This is a genomic window from Bacillus badius NBRC 15713 (assembly GCF_001591605.1).
In the GTDB taxonomy this organism is placed as follows: domain Bacteria; phylum Bacillota; class Bacilli; order Bacillales; family Domibacillaceae; genus Pseudobacillus; species Pseudobacillus badius.
This window is the reverse complement of the sequence record NZ_BCVF01000008.1, coordinates 66,550-85,444: the sequence shown is the minus strand read 5'-3', so window position 1 is coordinate 85,444 and position 18,895 is coordinate 66,550. Positions and strand designations below refer to the sequence as shown.

Genomic DNA, 18,895 nt, shown 5'->3' with positions numbered 1-18,895 from the left:
ATAGATGGAGTGAAAAGACATGACTTTGCGTTTTAGTGTTCTGGCAAGCGGCAGTACAGGAAACGCCTTTTACGTGGAAACGCAAGATCAGGCGTTTTTAGTAGATGCCGGGTTAAGCGGCAAGCAAATGGAAGCATTATTTGCACAGATTGACCGTGAGATTAAAAACTTAACAGGCATTCTCGTGACCCATGAACACAGCGATCATATTAAGGGGCTTGGCGTTCTTGCCAGAAAATACAAGCTGCCGATTTATGCGAATGAAAAGACTTGGCAAGCAATGGACAAGCTGACGGGCAACATTGATGTAGAGCAGAAATTTATATTTGATATGGAAACGGTGCAAAGCTTCGGGAACTTGGATATTGAATCATTTGGCGTCTCCCACGATGCGGCCGAGCCGATGTTTTACGTCTTTCATCATGAAGGTAAAAAGCTGGCGTTAATTACGGACACCGGCTACGTCAGCGACCGGATGAAAGGGATAATAAAGGGTGCAGATGCTTACGTGTTTGAAAGCAATCACGACGTGCAAATGCTGCGCGTCGGCCGCTATCCGTGGAACATAAAACGCCGGATCTTAGGCGACTTCGGCCACGTTTCCAATGAAGATGCCGCTCTCGCCATGAGCGACGTGATCGGCGATCGCACAAAGCGCATTTACTTAGCGCATTTAAGCCAGGACAACAACATGAAAGATTTGGCCAAAATGAGCGTAACTCAAACGCTCGAAATGAAGGATATGCCGGTCGGCGAGCAGTTTGAGCTGCTGCATACCGATCCCAAGATGCCGACTATTTTAACGGAGCTGTGATTGTGCCATCCGAACCGCCTGAGGAGTCTCAGGCGGTTTTTTTTGCAACTGAAGACAGGCCCATTGCATTTTTGTTGAATTTTTCGACGGGAGCGTTATAATTTTTGCTACAAGGGGAAAATAATTGAGAGTATGTATTGGAAAGGGTGAGGGTGTTTGGGCTATTATGACGATGACAAAGCTGAAGGCAGAAATCAACGCGGTCCCCGTAAAAGCGGTTACTTCTTGGCCAGTCTGGCAGGATTGGTCATTGGAGCGTTGATTGTCGTATTAGCTTTGCCTAAGCTTGCCGATTATAACTTATTGCCAAACATGCAAGACAATGAAAATGTGCAAATTGAACCAGCTAAGGAACAGAAGAAAGGCCAAAATGTTTCATTGAATGTGACGACGGATGTAACGAAAGCCGTGGACAAGGCGCAGGATGCCGTTGTCGGAATTACTAATATTCAGTCCGGCAACTTCTGGGAAGGAGAGTCCTCCCAGCCGGCTGGCACAGGTTCTGGTGTTATTTATAAAAAAACAGGCGATAAAGCGTATGTGGTGACGAATAACCACGTCGTTGAAGGCGCACAGCAGCTGGAAGTGACGTTGTCAGACGGCACAAAGGTCCCTGCCAAGCTTCGCGGAACAGATATTTGGAGCGACTTAGCCGTCGTTGAAATGGACGGAACAAAGGTGAAAAAAGTAGCCGAATTTGGCGATTCCGATGCTTTGAAAATCGGGGAGCCGGTACTGGCAATCGGAAATCCGCTGGGCTTGGAATTTTCCGGCTCAGTGACCCAAGGAGTGATCTCCGGCCTTGAACGGGCCATACCGGTTGATGTGAATGGCGACAACGTTGTAGATTGGCAGGCGGAAGTTTTGCAGACGGATGCCGCCATTAACCCCGGCAACAGCGGCGGAGCCCTTGTGAACATCGCCGGACAAGTGATCGGCATCAACTCTATGAAGATTGCGGAGCAGTCTGTCGAAGGAATTGGCTTATCCATTCCGATTAATTTTGCCAAGCCGATTATCGACAGCTTAGAAACGAAAGGCAAAATGGTGCGTCCGGCAATGGGTGTCACATTGAGAAACGTGAACGAAATCCCATCCTACCACCAGCAGGAAACGCTGAAGCTTCCGAAAAACATCACGGATGGCGCCATGGTGGAGCAAGTGTATCCAAATACACCGGCTTCAAAAGCAGGATTACAGGAATTTGACGTAATCGTGCAGCTGGATAACCAGAAGGTGCATGATATTTTAGAGCTGCGCAAGTATATGTATACGAAAAAACAAGTCGGCGACCAAATGGAAGTTCATTTTTACCGGAATGGAAAATTGAAAAAAGAAACAATGACGTTGACTTCTGAAGGCACCATGTAAAAAAAGACGCAGAAAAGCTTCCTGCTTTTCTGCGCTTTTTCATGATAAAATGGACAAGCGAAGGAGCGGATAACATGATCTATTGCTGTCAAGAACACACAGAGCTCGCACTCGATGTAATGGTGGATGAATACGAAAAAGCACCGACCATTGAGAAGCTGAAAGGCGAAACACGCCCGTGTGAATATTGTCAAAATGAAGCAGAATATGTAGTGGCAAACTAATATTCTCCCTACAAAATGTGGATAGTTATTGTGAGTATGTGCATAACTTTTCGGAAAAATAGGAAAATAACCTGTGGATAAGTAAAAAAGAGCGACTTATACACAAGTCTGCTCTTTTTTATCGTTATTTTGGACCCAGAGAATTCGATGGATTCTGCTATAAATCGTCAGAGCAGGAAGAAAGGAATAACTGACTGATTTTTCAGACGAAATAAAAAGGAAATATTCACTTTTGTGGATATGTGGATAATTTTGTGGACAACCTGTTTGTAAAGTGAGGAAATGCTGTGAATATTACGATTGTAACGGTTGGAAAGCTAAAGGAGAAGTATTTGAAGCAAGGAATTGCCGAATACGCCAAACGCCTTTCCGCTTATGCCAAAATGGAAATCATTGAAGTTGCCGACGAAAAAGCGCCCGAAGTACTAAGTATAACAGAAATGGAGCAGGTAAAACAAAAAGAAAGTGAGCGCATCCTGGCCAAAATCAGCCCGGACACCCACGTCATTGCCCTGGCCATTGAAGGGAAAATGAAAACATCCGAGGAACTCGCCAAAACCCTCGACCAGCTTGCCACCTACGGCAAAAGCAAAATCGCCTTTATCATCGGCGGCTCCCTCGGCCTCCACAAGGATGTCATGGACCGCGCGAACGACACCCTCTCCTTCTCGAAAATGACCTTCCCGCATCAGCTGATGAGACTCATCCTAGTGGAACAGATCTACCGCAGCTTTCGGATTAACCGGGGGGAACCGTATCATAAGTAAATGAGGTTTTTAGCCAATTGCCTCTCCTTAAGGTTGGGGAGGCTAGAACATAATAATGGTTAAGTACCAAATAAGGTATATACGGAAAATTTTACTTAATTAGTAAATAGCACTGAAAATAGCTTAAAACACGGGGATATTCCGCTTATGTTATCGCTAGTTATTTAATTAGGGGCAGGACCTCTCATTTAAAAGTGTTTAGTTTTATCTTAAAAATTTCTGATAGGGTCAAGTGACTTTAAAAAGGTTCAGCCCATTTATCGAATAAAATATCGACCTAAAAGATTGCCAACTAGATTAATCGGAATCAAGATCAGACTAACTAGGAAACTAGTAAATATCAAAGGCCAGTCCATCTGTCCATATTCAGCTAAAAAATAATATGTAAGGAGGCAGTAAGGGATCAGAAGGAACAGCGACGTTAGGATGCCAGGCGTGTAGCCCCTAAACATGATGGTTTGAACAATATGCATGAATGCCTGCAAAACAAATAAATTAAGAATGGCTGTAAATAGAAGAAAGCTTCCTCCATTAAATGAAAAACGTGCGGTCATCAATGCAATGAATGAGGTAATTAGTAAAATCCATGAAGCCGAAACAGCAAGCTGGGCAGCGGTTGAACCCAGCTTCTCCCTCATTCTTATTGTTAGTTTGACGAAGTTTGTTTTCGGATAATTACCTTTGTGTGCAGTCATCGAAGATTCGATGGTTATGATTTCTTCTAAGTCATGGAAAATAAAAATAATCGGAAGCAACCAAATTAATGTTTTAAGATCTAAAAATTGATGGAGGATTCCTAGCATTTTTTGACTGCCTCCTTTTAGCTCGTTTTCTCGAAGACCTGCCATCTGCTGTAGTTGATCCATTTTATGGGACAGGATATAAAAGTATACCAAAAACCACCAGAAGAGATTTTTGAATAAATAAATTCCTAAGTAACATTCTTTTGTGACCAATCCGTTAGGAGCTGCCCACCAGCTAATTTTTGAAAATGGGCAAGGGAAAGCAATGGAAAAACATATTCATAACAATGATAATTGATATAAAAGGATCCTGCCATTCCTCTGCCTTTTGGGTAGGCCGCTGTCCATTTCTTTTCTTTTTTATCTGTTAAAAAAGCTGCACCATTTTCAATTTCAGGTGTTACGCCAGTTGCGGCTGAGATGAGTGTGTCAAGGGCCCAAGCCGTATGAGTTCGGGTGCTTTCGCCCAATGGCACATAACAATTTTTGATATCACTTTTACAGGATTCTCCCCACCCGCCATCGGGATTTTGAATTTTCCGCAACCAAGCTAGAGCCTTTTGAATAGCTGGATGATTCCTAGAAACCCCAACCGCAATCATTCCCGTTACAGCCGCCCATGTGCCATAAATATACACGCCCCATCGCCCCACCCAGGAACCATCTGCATTTTGATGCCGCAACAGCCAACGAATCCCGCGTTTCACCATGGGATGGTGATCATCCAAATGGGTATAGTTTCCGAAGAACTCTAAAGTCCTTCCCGTTAAATCAACCGTCGACGGATCAATTAATAAATCCTTTCCCCCCTCTAACGGTAACAAGTTCAATACTTTTTTATCTACATTTTTTTCGAATGCCGCCCAACCGCCGTCATTGTTTTGCATGGAAATGAGCCAGTTTACTCCTCGATCCCATGCTTGCCGGCAATCCACTTGTTCTATGGCCAACGAACGTATCGCCCTCAGTGCAGTGGTTGTGTCGTCAATATCTGGGTGAATCGTGTTCATATCTGCAAACCCCCAGCCTCCCGGTAACAGGTTCGGTTCATGAATGACCCAATCTCCGTATTTGAGATGCTGACGGGAGAGGATGTAATGGTTTGCTTTTTGAATCATGTTGGATGAATAGGGAATTCCTGCTTCCTGCAGAGCATAATTGATTAAAGTTGTATTCCAGATTGAGGCAGTCGTGTACTGGCAGTGAAGTTCTCCGTTAATCCGGCAGGTCATCGCTTTTAAACCTTGCACGGCACGAGTAATCACCGGATGTGTATTTGAATACCCTCTGGCCAGTAAGGCATAAATCATGAGAGTAGTTGAACTGAAATAATTAAGAAAGGTGCCGTCCGGTTCAATTCGGTTCAGCATATATTTTTCTGCCCGATATAATGTCAATTCGCGAAGGTTTCCATGATATTTCAGAGCCTTAATCCCCTGTTTAATCAATTTAATTACTGACCTTGCATCTTCTTCTTGCTCCTCAGTAAAAAAATGAACTTTTCTTTTTAAAAATAAATCGGAGAGATCGGGCGATTTGGGCGTTCTCCTACGAAAATTTGTATTGGCGAGAATTAAAAATGGGATAAGGTTGGCTCTTCCATACACGGAGAGGTCAAAAAGATTGATTGGAAAGGAGTCTGGTAAAAGCAGCACTTCTATATTAACAGGGAAGTGTGGCCATGCACATTGTCCTGTTAGGGCCAACAAGATTTTCAAAAACATATGGACCTCCGTAGCCCCGCCGTTCACCATAATAAACCTTCTTGCTGCTTGGATTTCCGGGTCTTTTGGATTTCGATAACCAGAATAAAGAAGAGCATAATACGCTTCCACAGTCGATGTTAGATTCCCTTTATCTTGATCATGGAATAGCTTCCAAGAACCATCTTCCTGCTGTTTTCCGACGATTCGTTCCACCAACTCTTTTATGAGCTCTTCCTCATCATTCATCTCCAATGTCCGTAATAAGATAATCATACTGCAGTCCGATGCAATCCCGGTCTCGAAAGGATAATGCCAGGCACCGTCCTCAGCTTGGTCTTGGACGAATTGATTGGCTATGCTGTTTATTTCCTTATATACCTGATGTTTCATATTACCTATCCTCTCCATAAAATTCCTCATTTTTTAGAATTCATATTCCGTGAGTAGTGTGAATATGCTCCTTTGATGGGGAGGATTGAAACAGTCAAAATGAACTTTGAAAAGGAATGATGCCGTTTTGCTGGACTCTTTATCAGACGTAAAAAAAGAATTGAAAAAAAAGTTGAAAAAAAAGGTGAAAAAGAAATCTGCTTGCCTTCTGCCTTTGTTATCAGAAAATGACAAACAATGTATTCAACTTATAAGAGAACAGACGAGACGACTGAACCAAAACAATGTAACACGGACGCAAGCTTATTTTCAGTTTTACCTGCAGCATCCTGAGATACATTGGGCCCTTCTTGGACATATGGTATCGCGAAACGTCGGTTGGAACATGACAGATTTAAAAGGGGAATTGCTGTCCAAACTTCTACCGGAAAGAGATCAGATCGCTTTTTTTTCCTTTTTGGAACAGGGCAGTTGGTTGATTTTTCAGGATATGTATCCTCAATTTTGGGTTTATGATTTGAGTGTGAGAGGGAACCAAGAAATGTTCCACCTTTTACCCTTCTTTTATACTTCTACCTTTATGGAGACGATGTGGCGTTATTTTTGGCGAAGCGGGGATAGCTATTCATTGGCAATGGCAATGGTGATAAATGAACAAAGCTATTTGGAAAAAAGGTTGATTCAAAATAATTATTTCCAAAAAACTGTAACCGGCACGCTCAGTTTCAAGATGTATGAATTTTTGCAACTAAATAACATTCTTTTTCCCTACTATGAAAGAGGGATAAAGGAGAAAACCTCACTTGTCGGCACCACCTCGCGGCAATTCACTTCGCTCCACGAAAGAATTCAAGTCGGAAAAAATTTGTATTCCTTGCTTTTTCAGCGCGAAGAGGTTCTGGCGGGGGTCTTGAAATGGGCACATGAATGCCCTCACACCGGATCCCGGAAAGATTACTGGCCGGATTTGTTTAATGATGTAAATGAATCTTTTCCTCGCTCCCTTTATAAACCACGGGTCAAGAATTGCATGTTGAGAAAGGGCGCGAGGCGGCTGTACAGTCCGCCTTTAAAATACGCCTGGGCGGATGCCCCCCATGAAGAAACGACGAGCGAAGATTGGTTTGGGGATTTTCATGTTTTGGATTATATTCAGAAAGAAGTCAGTTTCAATGGAGAGATCTTAAACAATTATTGCAAAACCCTTGAAAAAATTGAACTTGCGGTAATGGCGAAGGAAGCCCTTCTGTTACGAGAGGAAGATAATCATTAATGAGATATTCCTAGTATTGTTAAAATGATGGCAGTGCGATGTGGAATCATTCCTATATAAAATGTCTAAAAAAGTGCACCATAAAAATGTAATAATAATGATTTATCCCGTTTTTCGCAGTTGAGGATAATAGGTGGAAACTTGTTATATAGTGCTTTATAGAGATTAAACCTGTTTTGAACCATCCTTTTTCAAAACAGGTTTATTATATTTATATAAATATGAGGATTTGTGAGATATTTTAAATGAAAATAGAATAACTGGAATGAGTTGGCTGAAGATTTACAAAAAGCTCCTAAAATAAGTGATCAAGTTTCTCTGCTATTTTTGCACGGTTATCTGTTGTAATAGCCTGTATCATTTATAGGTCTACCCAGAAAGGACACTAAGCACCCAATCTGATAAATAGACGGAGAAATGCCTCCTATTGACTTGAAAAACGTGAAAATTAGTGATTTTGATTTACATAACCGGTAAACGTCCCCTTATATTCCCCGAAACTGGCTCAGCTTTGCATTTACATGGAAAGTCTCAGCTTATTTTACTTTCACTGGTTATCCAATTAAGAACAAGATAGCTTATTATAGAAGGGAGTGGGTTGTCCCAGAGAACCTCATTTAGATGCGTCAAGGTGAACCATCTCACAAGTAAATGACATTTTTCTAGCATAATAAAAGCAAGTCGATGTTTGATGAAACATCGACTTGCTTTTATTGTGTATGCGTTGAAGTCATTGGTATATCTGATGATTAGGCGCACATAGACGGATTTGGGGTTCATCCATTCATCGTCTGATCCGGCGTTTAGAGACAGTCAAACCCAACGGATTTATTTTCTGAGTGTCATCTTTTCTGTTTCATCATAAAAGGTGCGGCGAGTTATTCGCAGGGGTTTGCTAAACTAAGCGTTTGCCTGCCGCCGAATAATTCAACAGACCTCGGTTATTATAATACTTGATGTGACTGAATAATATTCTTAAGGATAGCGGAGGGAATAAATATGGTAAAAGACTCAAATGCGCACAAAGAAAAAAGAAATGATACCGATAAGCAGCCAAATGAACAAAGAAAAAAGAAAGGGAGATCCAATGCCCGCGGGGGAAGAAATTAATCCATTCTGTTAAAGCTAAGTGCCTATCACCGCTCGTACATTACTTGTCATGAAAACAACTGCCCTTTTGCCAGCTGGAGCGATGGGCAGTTGTTTTCCTGTTTTAAAACTCGCACGACATATATTCAGGTTGGATTGTTTACGTTCCAAGGAAACGGCTGAGGCAGCTGTATTTGGAGGAATTCTAGATAGATGAGATTATTTTATTACAAAAGGTGTTAAAATTTATGCGCGAAAAAACTTTTATAAATTCTTCTTTGGAAAATTTTAAAAAAAGCTTAAGATAAGACGTAGCAAGGTGAACCGCACCCCGAGTAAAAATAGTAAATAAGGATTAATTCACCGGCCAATCTTTACATAGAACATCCTTTTGCATGGGCAAAAGGGTGTTTGTTCATCAGCTTAGTTTTATTTGCGTAACAAGGAGGCAGGGAAATGAAGGAAATCATTCAAAGTAAATTATCAGAAATAGAAGAAACATATGCGGTTAAGATTTTATATGCGGTGGAATCCGGAAGCAGGGCGTGGGGATTTCCTTCGAAGGACAGTGATTTTGATGTCCGGTTTATTTATATTCATCGGCCGGAATGGTATCTGTCTATTGACCCGCAGGGAACGGGGGCCAAGAGAGATGTAATAGAAGAGCCGATTAGTGATTTGTTGGATATCAGCGGTTGGGAAATAACGAAGGCGCTGCGCCTGTTCAGGAAGAGTAATCCGTCTCTTTTGGAATGGCTGAGAAGCGATATTATCTACTGTCAAAAAGGCTCATTGGTTGATCGGATGAGGTCTTTGGAATCGGAGGTTTTTTATCCGCATTCTCTGTTTTACCATTATTTGAATATGGCAAAAACTAATGATCGCGGGTATCTTCAGGGCCCGGAAGTAAGAGTGAAAAAATATTTTTATGTCCTGCGCCCTATACTGGCTTGCAAGTGGATGGAGAACTATCACACAGCACCTCCTATCAGCTTCCATGAGTTAATGGCGGCTATCGTGCCAGAAGGTGAATTAAAAAGCAAGGTTGACTATCTTTTGCATCTCAAGTCGCTGGGTGAGGAGTCGGATAGTCAACCTCGCATTCAAGTAATCAATGATTTTGTCGAAAATGAAATGAAGCACCTTGAAGAATATATAAAAACATTGACTGTGGAAACGAAGGATCCGACGGCCAAATTGAATGATTTGTTTAGAAGCGTTTTAGCGGAAGTTTGGCAATAATACTCCTCATAGCGGAGAATAGAGTGGCTTTGATGCGGTTGAACCCTTTATGACGGCGCATGCCAAGCCTCACTTTAACGACCTGGACGGCAATAGTTTAGAGTTTATTTGCAGGCGGGAAAAGGAGCGGCCCAATATTGATTATTGGGCCGCTCCTTTTTGTTTCAGCTGGGCAAAATGTGCGAATAACTACAGATATATAAGTTTTAAGGTTTATATAAGGTTCCATTTAAAATGGTGTAAGGTTGGCTCTCTATAATGATGTTTGTGGAAACGAAAAATGCGATAAGCAAACATTCAGGCAGCCTGTGGAAGCGGCTGCCGGCAAGGAGAGAGTGAGATGAAAACAATCTTACAAGCGAAGAAGCCGCTTAAAGCTCGTTGTACTCTTTTTTGAATTCTTTTGTGCTCCGGACGGTGTCAATCGGACGGACCAGCTGTTCAATTTGCGCGCGCTTTGGCTCTAAAAATGGCGGGAGCGATAATTTCTCCCCGAGAGTTTCATAAGGCTCGTCGCCCATAAAGCCCGGTCCATCTGTCGCAAACTCAAACAAAATGTGCGGGGCAACCCTCACGTATAAGGAACCAAAAAAGAAGCGGTCAATGAATCCGGATGTCGGCAGGCTAAATCCTTGGATATGCTCATCCCATTTTTCTAGTTCAGCCCGGTCATTCACGCGGAAGGCGGCGTGGTGAACGGTGCCGAAGCCTTGTTGTGCCTGTGGCAGAACCGCATTGTGCTCGACAATCACTTGAGCGCCATTTCCGCCTTCGCCTACCTCGAATAAATGGAAGTCGCCTTCTTGGGCGATTTCTTTAAAGAATAGGACTCTATCTAGCATTTCTTTAAAATAATCATAGTTGGAGATGCGGACAAATACCGGTCCTAAGCCGGTAATGGCATATTCCAAAGGGATCGGCCCTTTTTGCCACGGCACACCGGCGGCGACCCCCTCATCTTTTTCATCAGAAATTAACTGGTAGGCCTGATCATCGAAATCAACAAAGGACAGCGTTTTTTTGCCAAATTGCTCTTGAATGCCTGTATGTTTGACTGCTAGACGGTCAAAGCGTTTGACCCAATACTCTAAAGCTTCGTCGCTTGGCACGCGAAAAGACGTTTTGGAAATCTCATTTGTTCCATGACGCCCTTTTGGAATGCCGGGGAAGTCAAAGAAGGTCATATCTGTTCCTGGATTTCCCTTATCATCGGCGAAGAATAAGTGATAGGTTTGGATATCATCTTGATTGACGGTTTTTTTGACTAGCCGCATGCCTAATGTGTAGGTGAAAAATTCATAATTTTTTTCCGCGCTGCTAGTAATGGCTGTCACATGGTGAACTCCTTTAAATTGCATGGTTGGTTTCCTCCTCTAAGTGTTTTTTTTAAGCAAGCAGCGTCCAATTGACGGCTGCCACGACCAGGCCAAGCACAAGCAAAACGAGCGGCAAGGCCATGTTCTTAACTGGATCCTTCATTTTTAGATGGGTAAAGCCCGCACCTGTCATGGTGGCTGCGATCATTAGGCCGCCTGTTACTGCGAGAGGCGGCAGCCAAATACCGGCTATGAGAACGACAGCAGATAGTATTTCGAACAACCCGGTAAATATCCGGAAACGATCACTGTATCCGAAGTATTCAAATCCTTTCTTCATGGCTTCTGATGTGAATTTTTGATAACCGAACAGAAGAAAGCCTATTCCCAGCACGACTTGCAAAACAATGGATAGAACAGTCATTATGATTGCACTCCTTTATGTTAATGTGATTAATTCGTAATTCTCTAATTTGAGATAAATGACCAAGAAAGGCTGCTCTGCTTGATGAAAGGATGGAACAGCCGCCTCTTTTCAAATTCTCTATCATCAGTTTAATACTCAACTGAATAAAATGCAACCTTTTTATTTCGAATTCGAGATATTTATCAAGGTGAAATTTACGGGACAGAGAGGGTTTTAAGGGCGTCATCTGTCCCGGGAAAGGGTATAATTGATTGGAAGAAGCAGACATTAAGCAAGAAGTGAAAGCAATAGGATGGTTTAATGAAATGGAATAGAAAGGAGAAGCCATGACAAAAGGGAAAGAAACCGGATGGAATTTAGATAACAGCTATGCCCGCCTGCCGAAAGAATTTTTTTCAAAGGTTGAACCGGCTCCTGTTTCCTCACCGGAGCTTGTTATGTTCAATGACCAGCTGGCAGCGGATTTAGGGTTGGAGATACAGGAGCTGCGCAGCAAGGAAGGGGCAGCCGTATTTGCCGGAAACTGCATCCCTGACGGCGCTTCGCCTCTTGCCCAGGCCTATGCTGGGCATCAGTTCGGACATTTTACAATGCTGGGAGACGGCCGGGCTGTACTGTTGGGCGAACAAATCACTCCTGCGGGAAGCCGGATGGATATTCAGCTGAAAGGAGCAGGACGAACGCCTTATTCCCGCGGGGGAGATGGTCGGGCGGCACTTGGGCCGATGCTTCGCGAATACATTATTAGCGAGGCGATGCATGGACTGCGCATTCCTACTACACGCAGCCTGGCGGTAGTAACAACCGGCGAGCCGGTCATTCGCGAAACAGAATTGCCGGGCGCTATTTTAACGCGCGTGGCAGCCAGTCACCTGCGCGTCGGCACTTTTCAATACGCCGCCACCTGGGGCACGGCGGAACATCTGAAACTACTTGCTGATTATGCCCGGAAGCGTCACTTTCCGGACATACAAGCAGATGGAGAGGAGTATTTGGCTCTCCTTCAAGAGGTGATCAAGCGCCAAGCTGCGCTTATTGCCAAATGGCAGCTGGTGGGCTTTATCCATGGGGTGATGAACACCGACAACATGACGATTAGCGGAGAAACGATTGATTACGGCCCTTGTGCTTTTATGGATGCGTATGATCCGGCTACGGTGTTCAGTTCTATCGATGTGCAAGGACGCTATGCTTATGGAAACCAGCCGTATATTGGCGGATGGAATTTAGCGCGGCTTGCTGAGGCGCTATTGCCGCTGCTGCATGAGGAAGAGGAGCAGGCTATTGAACTGGCTCAAAACGAGCTTTCCCGCTTTGCCGAGTTATATCACGCCTGCTGGCTTGCAGGGATGAGAGCAAAATTGGGAATGTTCCATGAAGAATCCGAGGATGAATCCCTTGTGAAGGACTTGCTGGACATGATGCAAGAGCATCAAGCGGATTATACCAATACATTTCGGGCATTAACGCTTGGCACGCTTGACGAGATGGTACTGTTTCAATCCCCAGCGTTTGCTGAATGGCAAAAGCGCTGGCAGGCAAGACGTGATAGACAGCCTGAATCAAAGGCGGATTCGAATGAGCTGATGCGAAACAGCAACCCGGCTATTATTCCGCGGAATCATCAGGTGGAAGCCGCCCTGGCAGCGGCCGAGCAAGGAGATGACAGTGTAATGAAAAAGCTGTTAGAGGCACTTTCGGATCCTTATGCGTATACCTCTATGCAAGGGGCATACGCGGTGCCGCCAGCTCCGTCTGGCCGTCCATACCGGACATTTTGCGGCACCTGATATAGAGGGCTGAGCGCAGCGAGGGAAGCGGCTAAAGCCGTGCCCGCCGGAATGGAAATCAGCTTATTTTTAAGAAAAGAAAATGGCCTGTCCCCAAAAATCATTTTTCATGAACTTTTGGGACAGGCCCTTTCCCGTTTCTTTAAAGGAAAAAGTCGCTAGCGGGAATTTCATCCATATTCTATTCTCTTCAGATCAGCTTTTCCCCTCATTCAATAGAGCCTTTCTATTTTCACAGTTAGCGGCAATTTTCTTGATTCCCTGTATCAAATTTAAGGCAATCTATGTACAATAAGAGATAATACTACTAGAAATCAGGTAAAAATTAACGATTTAGCCTTTGGTTGTGCTAAGAAGTTTATTTTAATTTCTCTATGATTGGAGACCGAGCGAATGGTAAGGGAACAAACAAGATACTCTCGGCTGGCGCAGATTACAGAGATTATCAAAAAGAAATCAGAATTACGTACCATGCTCCAGCATGTCGTACGGGCGATATCAGAGGAGATTGTTCAGTGCAACGCTGTCGGCATCTTCTTGCCTCAAGAAGATGGAACATTCAAGGGCTTTGCCGGGAAACCAGATTTGATTAATGGTGTTTCCATCGACACGCAGGTGATTGATCCAGCAAAAGATTTGCTGGCCAAAGAAGTCATTGAAATGAAACAAACTATTTATATTGCGGACACGTCAAAGGATCACCGGCCGGATCGGCAGCCGGTGGATGCTTTCAAAGTCAGGTCTCTATTAGCTTTGCCGATTTCCTTTGAGGAGGAGCTGTTCGGCCTTGTATTTTTATTCGATTACGACCGGCCGATGAAGCTGAAGGAGTCCGATATTCGACGCGTAGAAGCTTATGTGAATATGGCAGCCATTGCTATTCAGAATGCCAACCATTTATTGCAGAAGGATCATTTAATCGTTGAAAAGCAGCTGCTGCTCGATATTACGAGTGAGCTTTCGAGGTGTTCCTCTGTGCAAGAAAGCCTTGATAAGTGCTTTTTCTATCTAGGGCGAGTGTTGCGAAGCGATAATATAGCTGTTTATCTGCTTGATCCATGCGATAAGCAGAAAATCAGGTCGACGGTACTGAGCAAAGACAGCGACGAGGCTAGAACGGGGTGGGACACTACTCATGAGAAGATTCAAGCAGACCCTCCATATCAAGCAATTATAGAAAAAGTCATTCAAACCAAAACCATTACCTTCATCCCTGATGTTCAAGCAGATCGAGCGATAAGCAACTATGTTGACCATTTTAATATTAAAAATTTGTTAATTATTCCATTTGTATCCATGGGAGAAGTGCTGGGGGTCATTGCAGTGGTGAATGCTAAGAAAAACGAGCTTCATGACTGTACTTCCCAAGTTCAGCTGGCACAATCCATTGTTGACGCTACGGCTCCGGCCTTTTCAAACCTGCAATATACTGATCAGCTTGAAAGCCTTGTGGAAGAGCGCACAAAGGAATTGGCTGCTGTTAATGAAAAAGTCACAAGCATTATTGAAGGCATTAAAGATGGTTTTTTTGCCTTAGACGAAAACTTCGTATTTACTTACGTCAATAAGCATCAATTTTTGCCAAAAAATAAAACCGTAAATGATGTGTTAGGCAAGAGTATCTGGGCTGTATATCCAGAAAGCATTGGCACGGTTATGTACAAAGAACTTCATCGGGTGCTGGAAGAGGGGCTATCGGTGCAGTTTGAAATGCATTCCGTGTACGAAGATCAATGGCATGAGATCGTCGCTTATCCGTGTGACGGCGGTGTTTGCTGCCTATTTAAAAATATAACAGAGAAAAAGAAATACGAGCAGGAAATCAAGCGGCTATCCAGCCTTGATTTAATCGGGCAAATGGCTGCCGGGATCAGCCATGAAATCAGAAATCCAATGACAACGGTGCGCGGATTTTTACAGCTGCTGCAAAAAGAGTCCAGGTTCGAGGACTACCATCATTATTTTAAATTAATGATCGAAGAGCTTGATCGGGCCAATTCCATCATTACAGAATTTCTTTCAATGGGAAATACAAGAACATCTGACTTGGAGCTGCTTGACTTGAACGCCATTATTCATGGCATCACGCCTTTAATCAAAATTGACGCCTTCAGCCAAAATAAAATTGTTGAAGTGGACACGGCAGATATTCCGAAGCTGTTTTTAAACCGCAATGAGATCCGCCAGCTGCTAATCAATTTATACCGAAACGGTTTAGAGGCGATGAATGAGGGACAGGTCCTTACGATTCGAACGTACAAAGAAGGCGATGATTGCGTCGTTATGACTGTCCAGGACGAAGGAACAGGCATTCAGCCAGAAATATTGGAAAAGCTCGGCACCCCATTTTTCACAACGAAAGACAATGGGACCGGTCTGGGATTAGGCGTGTGTTATGCAATTGCTGCCCGCCATCATGCAAAGATTGACATTCAGACAAGCTCAAAAGGCACTACCTTTTTTATTAAATTTCATTTAAAGCCGTAATAAAAGAGATGCATGCAACAGGCATCTCTTTATTTTTGGCTCTTTTATTCTTTGACACAGCTTATTTTTGGGGGATCAGCGGCCGGTTCTGCAAATATAACGGCAGGTCTGGGCTGTTTCCCTGGATAATTTCCTCGGCAATAATTTTCGCCAGTACCTGGCTGTAGACTGTACCGTTGTCGCCAAAAGCAAATAAGAAATAGCAATGAGGGTAATCATCATAAACACCGATAATCGGGAGCCCGTCCACGGTGCCGCCATAAAAGGCGGCTACATAATAATCGGGTTTTGTTTCAATACCAGGAAACATGTTTGTGAATTCCTTAAGGAGCTGGTCCTTTTTATGGATCAGCTTGCTGTCCCTGTCTTCGGGATAAGCTGTGTTTTCATCCAGGCCGCCGACAATGATTCGGCTGTCGGCTGTTGTGCGCATAAACAAATAGGGCCTGGCCGTTTCCCAAATGAGTGTCCGATTATACCACGAGGAAAGGTCCTCTACCGGTTTCGTCGTCACTGTATAAGTACTGACGAAGGAGGCTTTTTTCTCTTTTTTGATCTCCATTCCTTCATAGCCTGCCGCAAAAATAACATGGCGCGCCTGAATGGAATGGCCTGTTTTCGTTGAAATAATGACTTGGTCTCTTTGCTGGTCATAATGATGCCCGTTCATTTCTGTCTTCTCGCAAATACGGACACCCTTCTTAGCGGCGTAATCCAATAAAGCGTGAGTAAATTTAAAAGGATTGAGTTCGCCATCGTTGTAAGAATAGATGGCTGCTTCTCTGCTGAAGGGGTATTTTGATTCTATGTCCTTTTGAGACAAAAAATCCAGATCACAGCCATGCTGCTTCAGAAAATCATATTCTGCTTTTAAAGGGGCAATATCCTCCTGGCAGCTTGCGAAATAAAGAGTATCTCTGCGGCTGAATTCATAATCAATGTCCGTTGCCTGTGCTGCTTTCTCCAGTTCATTGATTGCCTCTTTCAAGAGCATTAAATGTCTTGCGATATATTCCTCGCCAAATGTATGAATCAGGCTCGTAAACATTTTTTCGCCGGAGTACTGAATAAGCGCTGTGTTCGTGCTGGTGCTTCCGCTGCCGATTTGCCCTTTTTCGATCACGGCCACGCTTAAGGAAGCACCGGAAAGGTAATATGCACATTGGGCTGCAGAGCTTCCGCCGCCAATAATTAAGACATCGCAGACTAGATCTTCGGTCAGTGCCGGATAGGACGGAGCGTCGGGAAAGGTTGTCGGCCAGTAATAGGTTCCAGATTGTAGATTCATTTGCTTCCTCCTGATTTTAAAAGGTCATACTATTACTATCTCCAAGCAGCTTTTGCCCATGCAGCCAGTTTGAATAGCCGGCCGGGAAGAAGGGTCAGCACCATACGATGATCTTGTAGGGGGCAGTCTGGGCAGGAATGCTTTTTGTAGCCGGTCCGTAAATCACAATTAAATTCCGGTTGGCGGGGCTTTTGGAAAACGCCTGCCCATTAGTTAAGAGAACCTTGGTGTTGGCAGCCGGATTCAGTTTTAATAAACCGTCGCTGCTCGTTAATTGCTGGTTAAAGTAGTCTACTTTTACATTTCGGTACGGATTGTCTTTGACCACGATGAGGGCCCGGTATTGCGGCGGATAAATAAGCGGGACGGGAGCGTTCTGATCATAGTAGCCTGTGACCTGATCGCCTGGAGAAACCATGTCTTGGTCGACAAAATAAGTAGCAGGCGCTACGACAAAGTGGACGGTTTCCCCGCGCTCATTTTGGACAGAAAGCAGCCGGTAGCAGCCTTCGCTTGCCCCGTTTTGTCCTGTCGCAAAGTCGCTGATCGCGGTGACCGTGCCGTGGAAAGAAGCGAAAACGACCATGTTCAAACCTCCTCTATTTTTTAGCACCCAGTTAAAAGATAGTGTATGCCAGCAGGCTGCTGTTCTCTCTAAGCTCTTGAAATAAAAATCAAAAAAGGGATGCGGAATCAGTCATTCCGCATCCCTTTGCCAGCAAGCTGAGGGCATTTATTTATTTTGTGTAGTTATCGAAATAGCCCTGGATAAAGATGATTGGCGTTCCTTTATCTCCGCTTCCAGAAGTTAAATCAGATAAAGAACCGATAAGATCAGTCAGTCTTCTAGGCGTTGTGCCTTGTGCTTCCATTGATCCAACAAGATCGGCTTCCTTCTTGTCAATGAACGCTGAAATGGCTTGTTTCAGCTCGTCGCCGCTTAAATGGGCAAAGTTATTGTCAGCCAAGTATTTCAGCTTGACTTCATTAGGCGTGCCTTCAAGGCCGGATGTGTAAGCCGGGGATACGACTGGATCTGCAAGCTCCCAAATTTTACCCACTGGATCTTTGAAGGCTCCATCTCCGTAAATCATCACCTCTACGTTTTTGCCTGTTTTTTCTTTCAGCAAGTGCTGGATGCGGTCAACGATCGGCTGGCAATTATGCGGGAAAAGCTTCACGCTGTCTTCGGTTGCTTTATTGGATCCTAATAGACCATAAGCTTCGTTATAACCGCTGCCGTCAATTGATGCCGATAAGATGTTATCCAGGCTGTAGACTTTTTCGGCGCCGTGCGCAGTCAAAATTCTTTTTGTTCTAACTCTCGTATGTATATCGCAAGTTAAAACATTCTTTGTATAGTCTAAAATCGTTTTCGCGTTATTTGAGAAAATGACTTCGCATTCAACGCCGTATTCTTCAATCAACGATTTATAGTAATCGATATAATCAACGCCTGTAAATGTATGCTTGTTGTAGCCAAAATGGTCACGGAATTGCTGTTCTGTCAGCACATCTGTCCAAGGATTGACACCTTTTTCGTCAAGGTGGTCGATATCCACTAAGTGGTTGCCGACCTCATCCGATGGATAGCTTAGCATTAACACGATTTTTTTCGCGCCTTTAGCAATGCCGCGCAGGCAAATAGCGAAGCGGTTTCGGCTGAGGATTGGGAAGATGACACCGATCGTATCCTCTCCGAATTTAGCCTGTACATCTTTTGCGATATGGTCAATTGTCGCATAATTTCCTTGGGCACGAGCTACGATTGACTCTGTAACCGTTACAATATCTTTATCATTAATTGTAAAGCCTTCCACCTCTGCGGCTTTCAGCACGCTGTCTACAACGATTTCTTCAATATTGTCCCCTTGATTAATGATAGGGGCGCGCAGGCCTCTAACAACCGTTCCAACTACTCTTTCCAATATAATCGCTCCTTATGGCTAATGAAGTGAATGTAAACTA

General features: G+C 43.8%; 15 protein-coding genes. 8 read left to right on the top strand and 7 right to left on the bottom strand.

Annotation, left to right across the window (positions count from 1 at the left end; genetic code table 11):
* Positions 1-19: 19 nt before the first annotated feature.
* From BBA02S_RS06300 to rlmH, 4 genes are all read left to right on the top strand, one after another.
* Positions 20-814 carry an MBL fold metallo-hydrolase gene (locus BBA02S_RS06300; RefSeq protein WP_041113681.1) on the top strand — a complete coding sequence of 265 codons (795 nt, stop codon included), beginning with the start codon at positions 20-22 and terminating at the stop codon, positions 812-814.
* A gap of 156 nt (positions 815-970) precedes the next feature.
* A complete protein-coding gene (locus tag BBA02S_RS06295) occupies positions 971-2,185 on the top strand; it encodes a S1C family serine protease (protein WP_041095640.1) in 1,215 nt (404 codons plus the stop codon).
* A gap of 74 nt (positions 2,186-2,259) precedes the next feature.
* Positions 2,260-2,409 (top strand): CxxH/CxxC protein, encoded by a 150-nt coding sequence (locus tag BBA02S_RS20205; RefSeq protein WP_065849528.1) that lies wholly within the window; start codon positions 2,260-2,262, stop codon positions 2,407-2,409.
* 287 nt (positions 2,410-2,696) lie between these two features.
* The gene (gene rlmH, locus BBA02S_RS06290) at positions 2,697-3,176 is read left to right on the top strand and encodes a 23S rRNA (pseudouridine(1915)-N(3))-methyltransferase RlmH (protein ID WP_041095638.1); all 480 of its coding nucleotides are present in this window, start codon (positions 2,697-2,699) and stop codon (positions 3,174-3,176) included.
* 257 nt (positions 3,177-3,433) lie between these two features.
* Here rlmH and BBA02S_RS06285 read toward each other — a convergent pair whose 3' ends face one another.
* Positions 3,434-3,979, bottom strand: coding sequence for an HXXEE domain-containing protein (locus BBA02S_RS06285; protein ID WP_041095636.1), 546 nt, complete (start codon positions 3,977-3,979; stop codon positions 3,434-3,436).
* Positions 3,980-4,107: 128 nt separating this feature from the next.
* Positions 4,108-6,033: a squalene--hopene cyclase gene (gene shc / locus BBA02S_RS06280; protein ID WP_370670941.1), complete on the bottom strand. Its 1,926-nt coding sequence runs from the start codon at positions 6,031-6,033 to the stop codon at positions 4,108-4,110.
* Between the two features lie 109 nt (positions 6,034-6,142).
* Between shc and BBA02S_RS06275 the strand changes: the two genes are divergently transcribed.
* A complete protein-coding gene (locus BBA02S_RS06275) occupies positions 6,143-7,288 on the top strand; it encodes a DUF2515 family protein (protein ID WP_231557176.1) in 1,146 nt (381 codons plus the stop codon).
* A 1,545-nt stretch (positions 7,289-8,833) separates the two neighbouring features.
* A complete protein-coding gene (locus tag BBA02S_RS06270; protein WP_041095632.1) occupies positions 8,834-9,619 on the top strand; it encodes a nucleotidyltransferase domain-containing protein in 786 nt (261 codons plus the stop codon).
* A 371-nt stretch (positions 9,620-9,990) separates the two neighbouring features.
* Here BBA02S_RS06270 and BBA02S_RS06265 read toward each other — a convergent pair whose 3' ends face one another.
* Both BBA02S_RS06265 and BBA02S_RS06260 read right to left on the bottom strand, forming a co-directional pair.
* The gene (locus BBA02S_RS06265; RefSeq protein ID WP_041095630.1) at positions 9,991-10,977 is read right to left on the bottom strand and encodes a ring-cleaving dioxygenase; all 987 of its coding nucleotides are present in this window, start codon (positions 10,975-10,977) and stop codon (positions 9,991-9,993) included.
* 28 nt (positions 10,978-11,005) lie between these two features.
* Positions 11,006-11,359, bottom strand: coding sequence for a DoxX family protein (locus BBA02S_RS06260; RefSeq protein ID WP_041095628.1), 354 nt, complete (start codon positions 11,357-11,359; stop codon positions 11,006-11,008).
* A 329-nt stretch (positions 11,360-11,688) separates the two neighbouring features.
* Between BBA02S_RS06260 and BBA02S_RS06255 the strand changes: the two genes are divergently transcribed.
* Together BBA02S_RS06255 and BBA02S_RS06250 are read left to right on the top strand one after the other, a co-directional pair.
* Positions 11,689-13,152 carry a protein adenylyltransferase SelO gene (locus tag BBA02S_RS06255; RefSeq protein ID WP_041113684.1) on the top strand — a complete coding sequence of 488 codons (1,464 nt, stop codon included), beginning with the start codon at positions 11,689-11,691 and terminating at the stop codon, positions 13,150-13,152.
* Positions 13,153-13,545: 393 nt separating this feature from the next.
* Entirely contained in the window at positions 13,546-15,639 is a 2,094-nt protein-coding gene (locus BBA02S_RS06250) for a GAF domain-containing sensor histidine kinase (RefSeq protein WP_041113685.1), read from the top strand.
* Positions 15,640-15,700: 61 nt separating this feature from the next.
* On the opposite strand, the gene BBA02S_RS06245 is transcribed toward BBA02S_RS06250, so the two are convergent.
* From BBA02S_RS06245 to BBA02S_RS06235, 3 genes are all read right to left on the bottom strand, one after another.
* On the bottom strand, positions 15,701-16,927 hold the full coding sequence (locus tag BBA02S_RS06245) for an NAD(P)/FAD-dependent oxidoreductase (protein WP_041113686.1): 1,227 nt from the start codon (positions 16,925-16,927) through the stop codon (positions 15,701-15,703).
* Positions 16,928-17,021: 94 nt separating this feature from the next.
* Positions 17,022-17,513 (bottom strand): hypothetical protein, encoded by a 492-nt coding sequence (locus BBA02S_RS06240; RefSeq protein ID WP_041095620.1) that lies wholly within the window; start codon positions 17,511-17,513, stop codon positions 17,022-17,024.
* Between the two features lie 151 nt (positions 17,514-17,664).
* Positions 17,665-18,855, bottom strand: coding sequence for a coenzyme F420-0:L-glutamate ligase (locus tag BBA02S_RS06235; RefSeq protein ID WP_041095618.1), 1,191 nt, complete (start codon positions 18,853-18,855; stop codon positions 17,665-17,667).
* Between the last annotated feature and the right edge of the window lie 40 nt (positions 18,856-18,895).

Coding starts and splice junctions, on each gene's coding strand:
- shc (WP_370670941.1), bottom strand. CDS start 6,033: ATGGAGAGGATAGGTAATATGAAACATCAGGTATATAAGGAAATAAAC.
- BBA02S_RS06245 (WP_041113686.1), bottom strand. CDS start 16,927: ATGAATCTACAATCTGGAACCTATTACTGGCCGACAACCTTTCCCGAC.
- BBA02S_RS06250 (WP_041113685.1), top strand. CDS start 13,546: ATGGTAAGGGAACAAACAAGATACTCTCGGCTGGCGCAGATTACAGAG.
- BBA02S_RS06270 (WP_041095632.1), top strand. CDS start 8,834: ATGAAGGAAATCATTCAAAGTAAATTATCAGAAATAGAAGAAACATAT.
- BBA02S_RS06260 (WP_041095628.1), bottom strand. CDS start 11,359: ATGACTGTTCTATCCATTGTTTTGCAAGTCGTGCTGGGAATAGGCTTT.
- BBA02S_RS06240 (WP_041095620.1), bottom strand. CDS start 17,513: ATGGTCGTTTTCGCTTCTTTCCACGGCACGGTCACCGCGATCAGCGAC.
- BBA02S_RS06265 (WP_041095630.1), bottom strand. CDS start 10,977: ATGCAATTTAAAGGAGTTCACCATGTGACAGCCATTACTAGCAGCGCG.
- BBA02S_RS06300 (WP_041113681.1), top strand. CDS start 20: ATGACTTTGCGTTTTAGTGTTCTGGCAAGCGGCAGTACAGGAAACGCC.
- BBA02S_RS06255 (WP_041113684.1), top strand. CDS start 11,689: ATGACAAAAGGGAAAGAAACCGGATGGAATTTAGATAACAGCTATGCC.
- BBA02S_RS06285 (WP_041095636.1), bottom strand. CDS start 3,979: ATGCTAGGAATCCTCCATCAATTTTTAGATCTTAAAACATTAATTTGG.
- BBA02S_RS20205 (WP_065849528.1), top strand. CDS start 2,260: ATGATCTATTGCTGTCAAGAACACACAGAGCTCGCACTCGATGTAATG.